Source organism: Ruegeria sp. CI5 (genome assembly GCF_056536885.1).
The window spans coordinates 142,745-157,319 of the sequence record NZ_JBQFQN010000001.1 but is presented as its reverse complement, the minus strand read 5'-3'; the positions used below and the strand labels follow the sequence as shown (position 1 = coordinate 157,319).

16 protein-coding genes are annotated in these 14,575 nt (G+C 61.0%); 12 read left to right on the top strand and 4 right to left on the bottom strand.

Features of this window, described 5'->3' with window-relative positions:
- The 5 genes from ACR0BA_RS00790 to ACR0BA_RS00770 all read left to right on the top strand — a co-directional run bounded on the left by ACR0BA_RS00790 (position 1) and on the right by ACR0BA_RS00770 (position 4,202).
- Positions 1–744 carry a phosphate/phosphite/phosphonate ABC transporter substrate-binding protein gene (locus ACR0BA_RS00790; protein ID WP_170587978.1) on the top strand — a complete coding sequence of 248 codons (744 nt, stop codon included), beginning with the start codon at positions 1–3 and terminating at the stop codon, positions 742–744.
- A gap of 128 nt (positions 745–872) precedes the next feature.
- A complete protein-coding gene (locus ACR0BA_RS00785; RefSeq protein ID WP_093962540.1) occupies positions 873–1,649 on the top strand; it encodes an ABC transporter ATP-binding protein in 777 nt (258 codons plus the stop codon).
- Between the two features lie 32 nt (positions 1,650–1,681).
- Complete coding sequence (locus ACR0BA_RS00780; protein WP_480726011.1) at positions 1,682–2,431, top strand: transporter substrate-binding domain-containing protein; 750 nt, start codon at positions 1,682–1,684, stop codon at positions 2,429–2,431.
- An 80-nt stretch (positions 2,432–2,511) separates the two neighbouring features.
- Positions 2,512–3,399 carry an ABC transporter permease gene (locus tag ACR0BA_RS00775; protein WP_480726010.1) on the top strand — a complete coding sequence of 296 codons (888 nt, stop codon included), beginning with the start codon at positions 2,512–2,514 and terminating at the stop codon, positions 3,397–3,399.
- Positions 3,396–4,202: an ABC transporter permease gene (locus ACR0BA_RS00770; protein WP_170366496.1), complete on the top strand. Its 807-nt coding sequence runs from the start codon at positions 3,396–3,398 to the stop codon at positions 4,200–4,202. The genes ACR0BA_RS00775 and ACR0BA_RS00770 overlap by 4 nt, the downstream gene beginning before the upstream one ends.
- An 11-nt stretch (positions 4,203–4,213) precedes the next feature.
- On the opposite strand, the gene ACR0BA_RS00765 is transcribed toward ACR0BA_RS00770, so the two are convergent.
- A complete protein-coding gene (locus ACR0BA_RS00765; protein WP_170366497.1) occupies positions 4,214–4,603 on the bottom strand; it encodes a MerR family transcriptional regulator in 390 nt (129 codons plus the stop codon).
- Positions 4,604–4,701: 98 nt separating this feature from the next.
- Between ACR0BA_RS00765 and ACR0BA_RS00760 the strand changes: the two genes are divergently transcribed.
- The 7 genes from ACR0BA_RS00760 (at position 4,702) to ACR0BA_RS00730 (ending at position 11,378) form a co-directional block, all read left to right on the top strand.
- Positions 4,702–5,025 (top strand): hypothetical protein, encoded by a 324-nt coding sequence (locus tag ACR0BA_RS00760; RefSeq protein ID WP_170443229.1) that lies wholly within the window; start codon positions 4,702–4,704, stop codon positions 5,023–5,025.
- Between the two features lie 4 nt (positions 5,026–5,029).
- Complete coding sequence (locus ACR0BA_RS00755) at positions 5,030–5,248, top strand: GDCCVxC domain-containing (seleno)protein (RefSeq protein WP_170358525.1); 219 nt, start codon at positions 5,030–5,032, stop codon at positions 5,246–5,248.
- A 70-nt stretch (positions 5,249–5,318) separates the two neighbouring features.
- Positions 5,319–6,638, top strand: a complete 1,320-nt coding sequence (locus ACR0BA_RS00750) for a glutamine synthetase family protein (protein WP_170372208.1) — start codon at positions 5,319–5,321, stop codon at positions 6,636–6,638.
- 58 nt (positions 6,639–6,696) lie between these two features.
- Positions 6,697–7,377: a type 1 glutamine amidotransferase gene (locus tag ACR0BA_RS00745; RefSeq protein WP_170337836.1), complete on the top strand. Its 681-nt coding sequence runs from the start codon at positions 6,697–6,699 to the stop codon at positions 7,375–7,377.
- A complete protein-coding gene (locus ACR0BA_RS00740; protein WP_170368725.1) occupies positions 7,377–8,735 on the top strand; it encodes a glutamine synthetase family protein in 1,359 nt (452 codons plus the stop codon). Before ACR0BA_RS00745 ends, ACR0BA_RS00740 begins: the two co-directional genes overlap by 1 nt.
- A gap of 12 nt (positions 8,736–8,747) precedes the next feature.
- The gene (locus tag ACR0BA_RS00735; protein WP_480726009.1) at positions 8,748–10,052 is read left to right on the top strand and encodes an NAD(P)/FAD-dependent oxidoreductase; all 1,305 of its coding nucleotides are present in this window, start codon (positions 8,748–8,750) and stop codon (positions 10,050–10,052) included.
- Positions 10,053–10,163: 111 nt separating this feature from the next.
- On the top strand, positions 10,164–11,378 hold the full coding sequence (locus ACR0BA_RS00730) for a DegT/DnrJ/EryC1/StrS family aminotransferase (RefSeq protein WP_480726008.1): 1,215 nt from the start codon (positions 10,164–10,166) through the stop codon (positions 11,376–11,378).
- Between the two features lie 48 nt (positions 11,379–11,426).
- Here ACR0BA_RS00730 and phaR read toward each other — a convergent pair whose 3' ends face one another.
- From phaR to ACR0BA_RS00715, 3 genes are all read right to left on the bottom strand, one after another.
- Positions 11,427–11,981: a polyhydroxyalkanoate synthesis repressor PhaR gene (gene phaR, locus ACR0BA_RS00725; protein ID WP_170337829.1), complete on the bottom strand. Its 555-nt coding sequence runs from the start codon at positions 11,979–11,981 to the stop codon at positions 11,427–11,429.
- 136 nt (positions 11,982–12,117) lie between these two features.
- Positions 12,118–12,564 (bottom strand): phasin, PhaP, encoded by a 447-nt coding sequence (locus tag ACR0BA_RS00720; protein WP_170338288.1) that lies wholly within the window; start codon positions 12,562–12,564, stop codon positions 12,118–12,120.
- Positions 12,565–12,694: 130 nt separating this feature from the next.
- Complete coding sequence (locus tag ACR0BA_RS00715) at positions 12,695–14,497, bottom strand: PHA/PHB synthase family protein (protein WP_480726007.1); 1,803 nt, start codon at positions 14,495–14,497, stop codon at positions 12,695–12,697.
- Positions 14,498–14,575: the final 78 nt, after the last annotated feature.

The following is a 14,575-nucleotide window of genomic DNA, read 5'->3' as shown; positions in this document are numbered from 1 at the left end:
ATGCTGGGCATGTACGACATGCCCGCTTTGCAACCGGCCAACGATCGCTTTTGGAGTTTGATTCGCGCGCATTTGGGCGAAGGTCCGAACCATCTGACCCGCGATCGTGATTTCTGGGACATCTGGCAGGACCCTGACTTGGTCTTTGCCCAGACCTGCGGTATGCCCTATCGCACGCGCCTGCACGGCAAGGTGCATCTGGTCGGCACTCCAGATTATGACCTGCCGGGCTGTCTGCGGGGACACTACTGCTCGGTTTTCGTGGCCCGCGCTGAAGACGCGCGCGATCTGCCTGAACTGGCGGCCGGTTTTTTTGCTTTTAACGAGGCGCTATCCCAATCGGGTTGGGCCGCCCCGGTCACGCATCTGTCCGAACTGGGCCTTGCTCCGGCGCGCCTGCTGGAAACCGGTGGACACGCTTTGTCGGCGCAGGCCGTGGCCGATGGACATGCCGATTTCGCATCGCTGGACGCGCTGACATGGGTGCTGCTGCAAGAGCATACCGATCTGGGCAAGCGCCTGCGCCCGGTGGAAAGCACGCGCCCCACCCCGGCGTTGCCCTACATCACCGCGATCACGCGCGATCCGGTCCCGGTCGCCACCGCGGTTCGCGCCGCGATTTCAGACCTTTCCCCGGCTGATCGGGCAGCGCTGCACATCCGCGGGTTGATCGACATTGCAGCCGATCTCTACCTGGCCGTTCCCAACCCGCCATCGCCTGCGGCTTTGCTGCCTGAAAGCTGACCAATTTGACCACTGACCGTGGCCGAATCGGAGGTTTCGGGACTTGAACTTGTCATTTGCGCATTGCATTGCTCTTGTTTTTCGGCCCTAGTACCGCACCAACGCAATCAACAACACCAGGACGACCCGTGACAGACAGCACTCCCGTCATCGAGATCAAGAACCTGCACAAAAGCTTTGGCAATCTCGAAGTCCTCAAAGGAGTGGACATCACCGCCCATCGCGGCGACGTGGTGTCGCTGATCGGATCATCCGGGTCGGGCAAGTCCACCCTGCTGCGCTGTTGCAACCTGCTGGAAGACAGCCAGGAGGGCGAGATCCTGTTCAAAGGTGAGCCGGTGCGTTGGACCGGAACCCGCGATCACCGCCGCCCCGCCGATCCCAAACAGGTGCTGCGCATCCGTACCAACCTGTCGATGGTGTTCCAGCAGTTCAACCTTTGGGCCCACATGACCATCTTGCAGAACGTGATGGAAGCCCCGATCACCGTGCTGGGCCGTGACCGGCACGAGGTCGAGGACAGCGCCCGCAAATACCTGGACAAGGTTGGCATCGGCGACAAATGCGACGCCTATCCCGCGCAACTGTCGGGCGGCCAGCAACAGCGCGCCGCGATCGCGCGAGGCCTGTGCATGGAGCCCGAGGCGCTGCTGTTCGACGAGCCGACCTCGGCACTCGATCCCGAGCTGGAACAGGAAGTGATCAAGGTGATCAAGGATCTGGCCGCCGAAGGCCGCACCATGATCATCGTCACGCACGACATGCAGATGGCGGCCGACATCTCAAGCCACGTGGTGTTTCTGCACCAGGGCCTGATTGAAGAAGAAGGCTCGCCCGAAGATATTTTCACTGCTGCCGAATCCGAAAGGCTTCGGGGCTTTCTCTCCGCCACAAAGGCGGCGTAAAATCAGGACAGAACCAAACAGGGGAGTTACCAATGAAAAACCTGATTCTGACCACTGCAGCGCTGGCGCTTGGCGCTGGTATGGCCATGGCCGACACGGTCCGCATGGGCACCGAGGGCGCCTATCCTCCGTACAACTTCATCAACGACGCCGGCGAGATCGACGGCTTCGAGCGTGAGGTCGGCGACGAGCTGTGCAAACGCGCCCAGCTGGAATGCGAATGGGTCAAGAACGACTGGGATTCGATCATTCCGAACCTGGTCTCGGGCAACTACGACACCATCATCGCGGGCATGTCGATCACGGCCGAGCGTGATGAGGTCATCGACTTCACCCAGGACTACTATCCGCCGACCGCTTCGGCCTATGTCGCAACTTCGGCGGATGCTGACGTGACCGGCGGCGTGGTCGCCGCACAGACCGCCACCATCCAGGCTGGCCACGTGGCCGAGTCGGGCGCAACGCTGGTTGAATTCGCAACGCCCGAGGAAACCATCGCCGCCGTGCGCAACGGTGAGGCTGATGCCGTTCTGGCCGACCGCGACTATCTGGTGCCGCTGGTCGAGGAATCGAATGGCGAACTGGTCTTTGTCGGCGATCCGGTTCCGCTGGGCGGTGGCGTCGGCATGGGCCTGCGCGAAAGCGATGCCGAACTGCGCGGCAAGTTCGATGCAGCCATCACCTCGATGAAAGAGGACGGCACCCTGAACGAGATGCTGAAAAAGTGGTTTGGTGAAGACACCGCCACCTACGCAGCTGACGGCTCGGTCGTCACCAACTAAGCATCCGGTCCTGCGGTTCGGCGCCACGCGCGCCGAACCCACCCCGGCCCGCGCCGGACCCGACGTTCGAAAGACGCCCCATGTTTTCCTACTGCGCTGATCCCGACACGCTCGGCACGTTCCGCTGGTTTTCATGCTATCTGACCAACGGCGTGCACTGGTCGTTCTACCTGTCGTTCATCAAGGTTCTGGCCTTGCTGGCGGTGACGGCCCCGGTGGCGTTGGCTTTCGGCTTTGCGGGGGCAATGGCGGCGCGGTCGCATGTCCCGCCGCTGGGCTGGCTGGGCAAAGGCTATATCGCCATCGTGCGCGGTGTGCCCGACATTGCGTTTTTCCTGTTCTTCGTGATCGCCCTGGACCAAGGGTTCGAGTGGATGCGGCATCAGGTGCTGTGTCCCGACTGGACCGATCCGATTCGCCAGGGGAACGACTTTCTCGTCTGCCCCGCCGCCAAGCTGCCGCTGGGCACCGCACCGGAATGGGTGCACGAAACCTACGGCTTTTTCCTGGCCGTCATCACCTTCTCGATCGTGTTCGGTGCCTTCGCCGCCAACGTGCTGTACGGCGGCATGCGCGCCGTGCCGCTGGCGCAGCTTGAAACCGCCGAGGCCTATGGTATGACGCGCCGCCAGACCTTCTGGCGCATTCTCGTGCCGCAGATGTGGGTCTATGCCCTGCCCGGCCTGTCGAACCTGTGGATGGTGCTGATCAAGGCCACGCCGCTGCTGTTCCTGCTGGGGGTCGAAGACATCGTCTATTGGGCGCGCGAGCTGGGCGGCACCAAGACCTCGAAATTCACCGCCTATCCGCATGGCGACTGGCGCATGTGGTACTTCCTGTTCCTGCTGGTTTTCTACCTTGGCATGACCCGCGTTTCCGAGATCGGCCTCGAACGGCTGATGCGCCGGCTATCTCACGGTCAGGCCACATCGGGCGGAGAGCTGCTGCGCAAGGAGACCACCGCATGAGCTGCCTGCAGACCATCCAGGATTACGGCCTGCGTTCGATCGGGTTTGGCGAGCGCCTGCTGCCGCGCAGCGATTTCACCCTGTGCGAACAGTTTACCCTGATCGGTTCAGGGATGATCTGGAACATCTATTTCGGCGTGATGGCGCTGGCCACCGGGTTCTTCCTGGCCACGGCCGTGGCCCTGGGCAAGGCGTCCAGCCGCAAGTGGCTGCGCAAACCGTCCGAGTGGTTCATCTTCATCTTCCGCGGCTCGCCGCTGTTCATCCAGTTCTTCTTTGCCTACTTCTTGTTCCTGTCGCTCAAGAAGACCTACCCGATGTTCGACGCCTTCACCTCGGCCTGGCTGGGGGCGCTGATCGTGCTGTTCCTGAACACTGCCGCCTATTCGGGCGAGATCTTCTATGGCGCGCTGCGGTCGATCCCCAAGGGAGATATCGAGGCCGCCGATGCCTATGGCATGTCCGGCTGGTCGCGCTTCCGCCGGATCGTGTGGCCCACCATGCTGCGACTGGCCTGGCCCGCCTACACGAACGAGGCGATTTTCCTGTTCCATGCCACCACGCTGGTCTTCTTCTCGGCCTTTCCGGCCTGGCAGCAACGCGGGGACGCGCTTTACTATGCCAGCTATTTCGCCGACAAGACGTTCAACCCGTTCGTCCCCTACCCGATCCTGGCGTTCTATTTCATCCTGCTGACGCTGGTGATCGTGGGCGTGTTCGGCCTGATCAACAAGCGGCTGAACCGGCACCTGCCGGTGGCGCGCAAGGCCAAGATTCGGTTTCGCCTGAACCTGGCGCGCTGAGGCGCCGGGACTCAGGCCATCCGCAACCGGCCCAGCATCGGGCAATCCACCGAGCCTTCGGCGCAATTTGCCGTCAGCTCGCCCAGGGCGGCCTCCAGCCGTTGCAGTTCGGCGATCTTGCGGCGGACGCTGTCCATGTGACCTTTGGCCAATGCGCTGACCTCGGCACAATCGGCCGCGCCGCCCTCGGACAGGTCCAACAAGGCCTTTGCATCGCCCAGCGAAAACCCAAGGTCACGGCAGCGTTTCAGAAACCGCAACCGCCCCACATCCTGCGCGGAATACAGCCGCCGATTGTTGGCCGCCCGCGCCGGGCGCGGCACGATGCCTTCACGCTCGTAATACCGGATGGTTTCGATTCCCACGCCGCTTTGACGGGCCGCTTCACCGATCGCAATCATGTGACCTCGTTTCGCTTGATCCTGTAGTGGCTACAGGATTTATACCTCTGCCCACACGCTGCGGCAATGCTGCGGCCCCTGAATGACGGAGGAACAAAATGCGCGGATTTCTCGGCCTCAGCTTTGCCGGATCCCTGTCGGCCCTGGGCGTGGGCGCATGCTGCGTGCTGCCGATGACGATGATGTTGCTGGGCCTTGGCGGCAATTGGCTGGCCGTCTTTGGTCAGATCGCGGCGCTCAGCTACTATGTTCTGGCGGCCTCGACGGTGCTTATCGCGGTGGCGTGGCTGGTGGCCTATCGGCGCGACAAGATGCGCCATCTGAAATGGGGCTTGGCGGCCAGCACCGCGATGACCGCCCTCGCCTGGGTCGTCGTGTTCAACGAGGCCCGCATCAACGAATTTCTGATCCAACAGATGTGAGACCATGACAGACACGCCCGTAACGCTTGAAAGCACTCTGACCTGCCCCGCCTGCGGCCACGCGCAGACCGAGACCATGCCCACCGACGCCTGCCAGTGGTTCTATGAATGCAGCGCCTGTCACACGGTACTGAAACCCAAGCCGGGTGATTGCTGTGTCTATTGCTCGTACGGAACCGTAGCCTGCCCGCCCATTCAGCAAGGCGACAGCTGCTGCGGATAATTTGATCAAATATCGTGACAAGGGCATAAAGCTCGACTAGGTTTGCCGCAGCACAGCTACGGAGCCCCAGATGGACCTTGCCGCCCTGCATACATTTCGCGTCGCCGCCTGTGACCTGAACGGCCAGATGCGCGGCAAACGCGTGCCCCCGTCTTACGCCGACAAGCTGGACAGCGGCGCGGTGCGCATGCCGTTTTCGGCGCTGAACGTCGATCTGTGGGGCGCCGATATCGAGGGCAGCCCGCTGGTGTTCGAAACCGGCGACGCCGATGGCGTACTGCGCCCGACCGAGCGCGGCCCGGTGCCGATGCCCTGGCTGACCACACCCACGGCGCTGGTGCCGATGTGCCTGTACGACGATCACGGCACACCCTTTGCCGGCGATCCCCGCCACGCGCTGGCCGCAGTCCTGTCGCGCTATGCCCAGCGCGGATGGAAAGTTGTTGCCGCGACCGAGCTGGAATTCACCCTGCTTGACTCCTCGGACGCGCAACCAAAGCCCCCGCACAACCCGGTCACCGGCCGTCGGCTGCGCGGCGAGGCGGTGCTGTCGATGGCCGAAATGGACGCCTTCGACGCCTTCTTCACCGAGCTTTATGACGGGTGCGCCGAAATGGGGATTCCCGCCCAGACGGCAATTTCCGAAAGCGGCATCGGCCAGTTCGAGATCAACCTGAACCATCAGGATGCCATGCGCTGCGCCGATGATACGTGGCTTTTCAAGGCATTGACCCGTGGGCTGGCCCGCAAGCACGGCTTTACCGCGACCTTCATGGCCAAACCCTATGCCGATGATGCGGGGAACGGAATGCATGTTCACTTCTCGGTGCTGGATGACCAGGGTCGCAACGTCTTTGACAATGGCGGGCGTGAAGGGACCGAAATCCTGCGCTCTGCCGTCGCCGGCTGTCTGGCCGCCATGCCAGGCAGCACGCTGATCTTTGCTCCGCATGGCAATTCGTACACGCGGCTCGTGCCCGGAGCCCATGCCCCCACAGGCGCGGCTTGGGCCTATGAGAACCGGACCGCCGCGATCCGCATTCCGGGCGGTGCGCCCGCCGCCCGCCGGATCGAGCACCGCGTGGCCGGCGGCGACATCAACCCCTATCTGATGCTGGCCGCGGTTCTGGGCGCGGCTCTGATCGGCATCGAGGACGGCCTTCAACCCCCGCCCCCGATCACGGGAAATGCCTACGAGATCGAAGGGCTTCCGCAATTGGCAGGGGACTGGGATTCGGCCATTTCGGCATTCGAGACGGACCCGATCATCGCGCGCATCTTCTCCGGGGATCTGATCCGAAACATGGTGATGACCAAAAGGCAGGAATCCGCACGCTTTGCCGACATGGACCCCGACAGTCACTGGTTGAGCTATCTGGAGTCCGTATGATCCTCTTGCCCGTGGATCGAGACTCGGGTAGATTGAATTTGATCAAATTTGGTGACTCATGAAAATCGGCATACTGCAGACCGGCCACGCGCCCGAACCGCTGGAACGATCGTTCGGCGACTACGACCTGATGTTTCAACAGCTTCTGGACGGCAACGATTTCGAGTTCGTGACCTATGCGGTGGTGGATGATGTGTTCCCCGACAGCGCAAGCGACTGCGATGGATGGGTGATTACCGGCTCGCGGCATGGCGCCTACGAAGATCATCCGTGGATCCCCAAGCTCGAGCAACTGATCCGCGAGATCCAAGCGGCACGGAAACCGTTGATCGGGGTCTGTTTCGGCCACCAGATCATCGCTCAGGCGTTGGGCGGCAAGGTTGAAAAGTTCGACAAGGGTTGGGCGATCGGACGCACGGAGTATGACTATGACGGGCGCAAGGTTTCGTTGAACGCATGGCACCAGGATCAGGTGACGGCCTTGCCCGACGGCGCCCAGCTATTGGGTAGCAACGCGTTCTGCAAGAACGCGATGGTTGCCTACGGGGACACGATTTGGACGGTGCAGGCACATCCCGAATACTCCAACGATTTCATTCAGGGCCTCATGGAGACACGCGGTAAAGGCGTGGTGCCCGACGCCCTGATGGACGACGCAAAAACCCGATGGAACGCTCCGGATGACAACGCCAATATCGGGCGTTTCATGGCAGAGTTCCTTAAGAAAGAGAGGGCCTGATGGCCGACTGGACAGACCAACTTCCACAAGCAGCACGGGATTACATCGACGGGCACCGGCTGGACGAGGTCGAATGCATCATCTCAGACCTGCCGGGGATTGCCCGCGGCAAGGCAGTTCCGGCATCGAAATTCGCCAAGCAGGCCTATTTCCATCTACCCGACAGCATTTTCTACCAAACCATCACTGGTGACTGGGGTGAGGCCGCGGGTGAGGATGGGTTCATCGAACGCGACATGATCCTCAAGCCCGATTTCAGCACGGCCTCGGCGGCACCGTGGACCGGTGACTGGACCCTTCAGGTGATCCATGACGCCTACGACAGGGACGGCGATCCGATTCCGTTCAGCCCGCGCAACGTGCTCAAACGCGTGGTCCAGCTGTACAAGGACAAAGGGTGGAAACCGGTTGTCGCGCCCGAGATGGAGTTCTTTCTGGTTGCCCGCAACGTGGACCCGGCCAAGGGGATCGAGCCGATGATGGGCCGCTCGGGCCGTCCGGCTGCCGCGCGGCAGGCCTATTCCATGACCGCCGTGGATGAATTCGGCCCTGTGATCGACGACATCTATGATTTCGCCGAGGCACAAGGGTTCGAGATCGACGGCATCACCCAGGAGGGCGGCGCCGGTCAGCTTGAGATCAACCTGCGCCATGGCGATCCGGTCAAGCTGGCCGACGAGGTGTTTTATTTCAAACGCCTGATCCGCGAGGCCGCGTTGCGTCACAACTGCTTTGCCACCTTCATGGCCAAACCGATCGAGGACGAGCCGGGATCGGCCATGCACATCCATCACTCGATCATCGACATGGAGACGGGCAAGAACCTGTTCTCGGGGCCTCAGGGCGGCGAGACGGACGCGTTCTACAACTTCATCGCCGGTCTGCAGCTGCACCTGCCCGCCGGGCTGGCGGTGATGGCGCCCTACGTCAACTCGTACCGGCGCTACGTCAAGGACCATGCCGCCCCGATCAACCTGGAATGGGCGCGCGACAATCGCACCACGGGGATACGTGTGCCGCTGTCGGGTCCCGACAGCCGGCGGGTGGAAAACCGCATCGCCGGGATGGATTGCAACCCCTATCTGGGCATCGCCGTGTCGCTGGCCTGTGGCTATCTTGGTCTGGTCAATCAGGACCGCCCGCGCCGTCAGTTCTATGGCGACGCTTACGAAGGTGACGGCGACATCCCGCAGGTCATGGGCAACGCGCTGGATCTGTTCGACGAGGCCGAAGCCTTGCATCAGGTTCTGGGCCCCGAGTTCGCACGGGTCTACAGCATCGTAAAACGCGCCGAGTACGAGGAGTTCCTGCAGGTGATTTCGCCGTGGGAGCGTGAACACCTGCTGCTGAACGTCTGAGCCATGTGCGCCATGAACCTGCTGTACAGCAATGACAAACGCGGCAGCTACCCGCCCAGCTGGTATGCCGCCACCGCGCACCCGCGAACCCCGACCGAGCCGCTGCGCGGCGATGTCACCGCCGACGTTTGCGTAGTGGGTGGAGGGTATACGGGCCTTTCGACCGCGCTGCACCTGGCCGAGGCCGGTTTCAGGGTAGTCCTGCTTGAAGCGCATCGCGTGGGTTTCGGCGCCTCGGGGCGCAATGGGGGCCAATTGGGCAGCGCCCAGCGCATGGATCAGGAAGACCTGGAAAAGCTGGTCGGGCGCGACGACGCGGCCACGCTGTGGGATCTGGCCGAAGACGCCAAGACGCTGGTCAAATCGCTGATCGAACGCCACGGCATCGATTGCGACTTGAAACCGGGCATCGCCACGTTGGGCTTCAGCGACGGCGAACGCGCCGAATTGCACGCTCACGCCGATCACCTGAAAACCGCCTATGGCTATGACCAGATCGAGCTTCTGGATGCCGAAGCCGGGCGCGCGCTCTGCCCCTCGCCGGCCTATGCAGGCGGGTATCTGGACATGGGCGCGGCCCATCTGCACCCGCTGAACTATGCGCTGGGTCTGGCCGAGGCCGCCTTGACTGCCGGCCTGACGCTTCACGAAAACACCGAGGTGCTGGGCATCGAGGAAGGCCCGCGCGTCACCGTTCGCACCGAACATGGTTCGGTCACGGCCGACCATCTGGTTCTGGCCTGCAATGGCTACCTAGGCAACTTGAACCGCAAGGTCGCCACGCGGGTCATGCCGATCAACAATTTCATCGCCGCGACCGAGCCGCTGGGCGCCGAGGCCGCAAAGGTTCTGACGCAGGACGTGGCCGTTGCCGACACGAAATTCGTGGTGAACTATTTCCGCCTCAGCGCCGATGGGCGACTGCTGTTCGGCGGTGGCGAGAGCTATGGCTATCGCTTTCCATCCGACATCGCCGCCAAGGTCCGCAAACCGATGACCGAGATATTTCCGCATCTGCGCGACGTTCGGATCGACTATGCCTGGGGCGGCACGCTGGCCATAACCATGCGGCGGATGCCCTACCTGACGCGTCTGGCGCCCAACATCCTGTCGGCCTCGGGCTATTCCGGTCATGGGGTCGGCACCGCAACCCATGCCGGTCAGTTGATGGCGCTGGCCATCCAGGGCCAGTCCGAAGGGTTCGACACGATGGCCCGCGTGCCCGCTCTGCCTTTTCCCGGAGGCTCGGCCCTGCGCAGCCCTCTGCTGGTGCTGGCGATGACTTGGTATGCCCTGCGTGATCGGCTGGGCCTTTGACCCACGACTTGTGACGGTTCGGTGAAATTTCGCCCAGCAGGCGAATGAAGGCTTGGTTTGCTCAGCTTTTCATTTTATCTTTTCCAAACATAGAATTTGGGATTATCAAATATGACGCTGCCACCCAACGTCCATGACGCCGAACCCATCCCTGCCGCCGCCAAAGACGCGATCGAGTCCCTGATGCAATCCGGGGACCTGTTCCGCTATACCGCGCCGCAGGACGCGCCGGTTGCTTTGCTTGAGGCAGAGTTCGCCGAGTTGCTGGGCAGCAAATACGCGCTGGCGGTGTCGTCCTGTTCGGCGGCTCTGTTCCTGTCGCTCAAGGCACTGGGGCTGCCGCGGGACGCGCGGGTGCTGATCCCGGGCTTTACCTTTGCGGCGGTGCCCTCGTCGGTGGTGCATGCCGACTGCCTTCCGGTCCTGTGCGAGGTGGGCGACAATTACCGCATCGACATCGACGATTTCGCGGCCAAGCTCGACGACGCTCAAGCGGTGATCATCAGCCACATGCGCGGCCATACCTCGGACATGGACGCGATCATGGCGCTGTGCGACGCGCGCGACATCCCGGTGATCGAGGACGCGGCCCATTCGCTGGGCACCACTTGGCATGGCCGCAACATCGGCACCATCGGCAAGGTGGGCTGTTTCTCGTTCCAGTCCTACAAGATGATCAACGCAGGCGAAGGGGGCATCCTTGTCACAGACGATGCCGACCTGGTTGCCCGCGCCGTGATCATGTCGGGCGCCTATGAGCACAATTGGAAAAAACACAAAGGCCCGCACGGCCAGAACGCGCCCGATCTGGAGCATGCCTTTGCCCGCTGGCAGAACAAGCTGCCGCTCTACAATCTGCGCATGAGCAACCTCAGCGCCGCGGTGATCCGCCCCCAACTGCCCGAATTGGCGCGGCGGGTGCGCGACGGGCTGGCCAACCACGATTATGTCGCGCAGCGCCTGAACAGTTCACCGCATATCCACGTACCCGACCCGTTGACACCAGAGCGACGTGCGCCGGACTCGATCCAGTTCAACCTGGTCGACCTGAACAAAGACCAGATCAAGGCATTTGCCGCTGCCGCCGAGGGCCGCGGCGTCAAGGTGCAGGTCTTTGGTCTGAGCGAGGACAATGCCCGCGCCTTCTGGAACTGGCAGTTTCTGCCAGAGCAGGTCGAGCTGCCTCGAACGCGCGCAATGCTGATGTCGGCCTGTGACGTGCGCCTGCCGGTGCGCCTGACCCGCGCGGAACTGGATGTAATCGCTGACATCATCCTGGCCTCGGTCGGCGAGGTTACCGCGCCCGAAGTGGCCTTCGGCACCTGACCCCAACGCCAGAAAGAAAAGGCCCGGATTGTCCGGGCCTATCTGGTATCAACTGAGCTTGGAAAGCTTCTGCTGCAACTCGGCCAGTTGTTTCTTGATGTCGTCCAGGTCTTCTTTGGACTCGGACTTGCCTTCTTCGTCCTTGTCCGGCCCGGACCAATTGCCCGACAGCCCGCCTGTCATGGCCTTCAGGAACGCCTGCTGCTGCGCCTGCATTGCTTCGAACCCGGGCATGCTGCTCATGGGGTTCATCGCACTCATGTTTTCCATCATCTTGGCCTGGCTTTCGCGCAGCATCTCAAAGCTGGATTGCAGGAATTGCGGCATCATGCCCCCGCCCGGCACCATGTAGCTGCGCACAAGGTCATTCAGCACGTTCACAGGCAGAACGTTTTCACCCCGGCTTTCATGTTCGGCAATGATTTGAAGCAGATACTGTCGTGTCAGGTCGTCGCCGGTTTTCAGGTCGATGATCTGAACCTCGCGCCCGTCGCGGATGAACCCAGCGATGTCCTCGAGCGTGACGTAGTCGCTGGTCTCGGTGTTATACAGCCGACGGCTGGCATACCGCTTGATCAGCAGAGGTTTATCTTTGTCCGACACCGTTTACCCTCCCCAAGGATGATGCGTTGCAGCAGAGGTTATGCGACTGCAGAACAAAAAGAAAGGGCAGGTCAATGGACCTGCCCTTAGCGATTGCACCAATTTGGGAGGGATGGGTGCGTTTCGCGGATCTTGCTTACTTGGCAGCCGTTGCTTTCTTGGCAGCAGCGGTTACTTCGTTGGTGGCTTTCTTGACGGCCGCGGTGGTTTCTTCCGCAGCTTCTTTGCCGGCAGCCATCAGCAGCTCGACAGTTTCCGACTGAACTTTCTTGGCGATTTCAGCGAAAGCAGCCAGGTTCTCGGCAGCAACTTCAGCCGAAGCGCTGGCGAAATCGGTTGCTGCTTTGGCGTAGTCGGCCGGCTCTGCTTTGGCTTTCGACATCTCGCTCAGCTTGGCCAGAGTTTCCTTGGTCCATTTGTTCGAGATTTCAGCCGATTTCTCGGCAGCTTCCAGAGCAACACCCGACAGCTTTTCGTTCAGCGAAGCGGTCGATTTGAATGCATTTTCAACGGCGGAGGTGTCCACCGGGAACGCGCCCATCATGTCTTTCATGATCGCAGTAAAGTCTTGGGTCTTTGCCATTGTCCTAATCCTTTCAGCCGGTCCGGGCCCACCCCGGGTTTCATCAGCTTGAGGACAATATGATTGCTGCGGCGCAGCATTTCAAGATTTTTGTTGCTGCGGCGCAGAATTTTTTAGTTTCAATGTGAAATCAAGACTTTGGTTTGGCGACTACATAGGTTCCTGGCGCCGGAGCCAACGGTGGGTGGCTCGAATCACCGGGTTCGCGTGCCGGAACCTGCTTGCCAGACCGCTTTTTCAACCAGGCTTCCCAGCGGGGCCACCAGGAGCCTTCGTGGAAGCTTGCCTCTTTCATCCAGGTGTCGGCATCCGCCTTGAGATCGGTGTTGGTATAGTGACCGTATTTCTTTTTGCTGGGCGGATTGACGATGCCTGCAATATGCCCCGATTCCGAAACGATGAAGGTTTTGCTGCGTGATCCCATTTTCTGCACGCCGCGATAGCAGTCTTTCCAAGCGGCGATATGGTCCGTCTCGCAAGTGATCGACATCAACGGCACATCCACGTTGCGGACATGCAGCTTGTGGCCCATCAATTCGAACCCGTCCGAAGCGAACTCGTTGCGCTGACACAAGCCACGTAAATACTGCACAGCCATTTTCGCGGGCAGGTTCGCGCCGTCCCCATTCCAGTACAACAGGTCAAAGGCGGGTGGCGTCTCGCCCAGCATGTAGCTGCGGATCGCCGGTCCATAGACCAGGTCGCGAGACCGAAGGAACGACATCGTGCGCGCCATGATCCATGACCGCAGCACACCTTCCTTGTTCACCTCTTCCTCGATCCCGTCGATGAAATCATTCTGCAGGAAGGGGGTAAACTCGCCCTGATCCGAAAAATCGGTCAGCGCCGTAAAGAACGTGGCGGATTTGATCGACTTGTCACCGCGCTGCTTCAAAAGCGACAGAGTGAGGCTCAAGGTCGTTCCGGCAATGCAGTACCCGACCGCATTGACTTGTTTGACCTTGCAGATCTTCTTGGCCTCTTCGACCGCCGTCAGGAATCCGTCCTGAACGTAGTCTTCCATTCCCGTTTCGGCATAGCTGGCATCCGGATTGACCCAGCTGACGACGAACAAGGTATAGCCCTGATCGGTGATCCACTTGATCAGGCTGTTCTGTGCCTTCAGATCCAGGATGTAGAACTTGTTGATCCAGGGCGGGAACAGAACGACGGGGGTTTCATAAACCGTCTCAGTCGCAGGACTGTACTGGATCAGTTCCATCATCCGATTTCGATAGACGACTTCTCCGGGCGTTGTGGCCAGGTTGCCGCCCACCTTGAACGCGTTTTCGTCCGCCAGCTTGACGATCAACTCGCCATCATTCGCTTCGAGATCGGCAACAAGATTCTCCAGCCCCTGGATCAGCGACTGGCCATCGGTTTCGATCGCCTTCTGCAGAGCGTCGGGGTTGGTCGGCAGGAAATTCGTCGGCGACATCATGTCGACAATCTGCTGCGAGAAGTATTTCAGCCGCCGCTTGTCCTTGGCGTCCAAGTCCTCGACCGACTCCACCGCGTTCGCGATGGCTTCGGCATTTGTCAGGTATTGCTGGCGGACGAGACGGAAATAGGGGTTCGTATCCCACAGCGGGTTCGAGAAACGTTTATCCTTGCTCGGAGCCTCGTCCGCTTCTCCTTCACCCGCCATCAGGGCCTGCTGCGCCGCAGCAAAATTCAGGACGGACTTGCCCCAGTATTCCAGCTGTTGTTCCAACAACTTGGCCGGGTTCTGCAAGGCCTCGGCCCAATAAGCAGTTGCTGCTCTTGCAAAAAGTTCCTGATTCGGGCCGTCCAGCGCGGGAGTATGAGCTTTTTTCGACGCCATCACCTCGATCAGCCGCTTGGACAGATCTTCGACTTTCAGCATGTTTTCCTTAAGGCGTTCAACGTGTTCGTCGCTTAAGTCGGGCATGTGGCCTTCACTTGTTGTCATTTTTACAAATCCCCCCTAACCTCGCTGCTGTGCAGAATATCGTCGTGGGCACCGGGGGGCAAAGCGACGAATGGTCCG

Excerpts from the sequence above, each read along its gene's own strand:
- ACR0BA_RS00790 (WP_170587978.1), top strand. The coding sequence starts at position 1 with ATGCTGGGCATGTACGACATGCCCGCTTTGCAACCGGCCAACGATCGC.
- ACR0BA_RS00780 (WP_480726011.1), top strand. The coding sequence starts at position 1,682 with ATGAAAAACCTGATTCTGACCACTGCAGCGCTGGCGCTTGGCGCTGGT.
- ACR0BA_RS00775 (WP_480726010.1), top strand. The coding sequence starts at position 2,512 with ATGTTTTCCTACTGCGCTGATCCCGACACGCTCGGCACGTTCCGCTGG.
- ACR0BA_RS00770 (WP_170366496.1), top strand. The coding sequence starts at position 3,396 with ATGAGCTGCCTGCAGACCATCCAGGATTACGGCCTGCGTTCGATCGGG.
- ACR0BA_RS00765 (WP_170366497.1), bottom strand. The coding sequence starts at position 4,603 with ATGATTGCGATCGGTGAAGCGGCCCGTCAAAGCGGCGTGGGAATCGAA.
- ACR0BA_RS00760 (WP_170443229.1), top strand. The coding sequence starts at position 4,702 with ATGCGCGGATTTCTCGGCCTCAGCTTTGCCGGATCCCTGTCGGCCCTG.
- ACR0BA_RS00755 (WP_170358525.1), top strand. The coding sequence starts at position 5,030 with ATGACAGACACGCCCGTAACGCTTGAAAGCACTCTGACCTGCCCCGCC.
- ACR0BA_RS00750 (WP_170372208.1), top strand. The coding sequence starts at position 5,319 with ATGGACCTTGCCGCCCTGCATACATTTCGCGTCGCCGCCTGTGACCTG.
- ACR0BA_RS00745 (WP_170337836.1), top strand. The coding sequence starts at position 6,697 with ATGAAAATCGGCATACTGCAGACCGGCCACGCGCCCGAACCGCTGGAA.
- ACR0BA_RS00740 (WP_170368725.1), top strand. The coding sequence starts at position 7,377 with ATGGCCGACTGGACAGACCAACTTCCACAAGCAGCACGGGATTACATC.
- ACR0BA_RS00735 (WP_480726009.1), top strand. The coding sequence starts at position 8,748 with ATGAACCTGCTGTACAGCAATGACAAACGCGGCAGCTACCCGCCCAGC.
- ACR0BA_RS00730 (WP_480726008.1), top strand. The coding sequence starts at position 10,164 with ATGACGCTGCCACCCAACGTCCATGACGCCGAACCCATCCCTGCCGCC.
- ACR0BA_RS00720 (WP_170338288.1), bottom strand. The coding sequence starts at position 12,564 with ATGGCAAAGACCCAAGACTTTACTGCGATCATGAAAGACATGATGGGC.
- ACR0BA_RS00715 (WP_480726007.1), bottom strand. The coding sequence starts at position 14,497 with ATGACAACAAGTGAAGGCCACATGCCCGACTTAAGCGACGAACACGTT.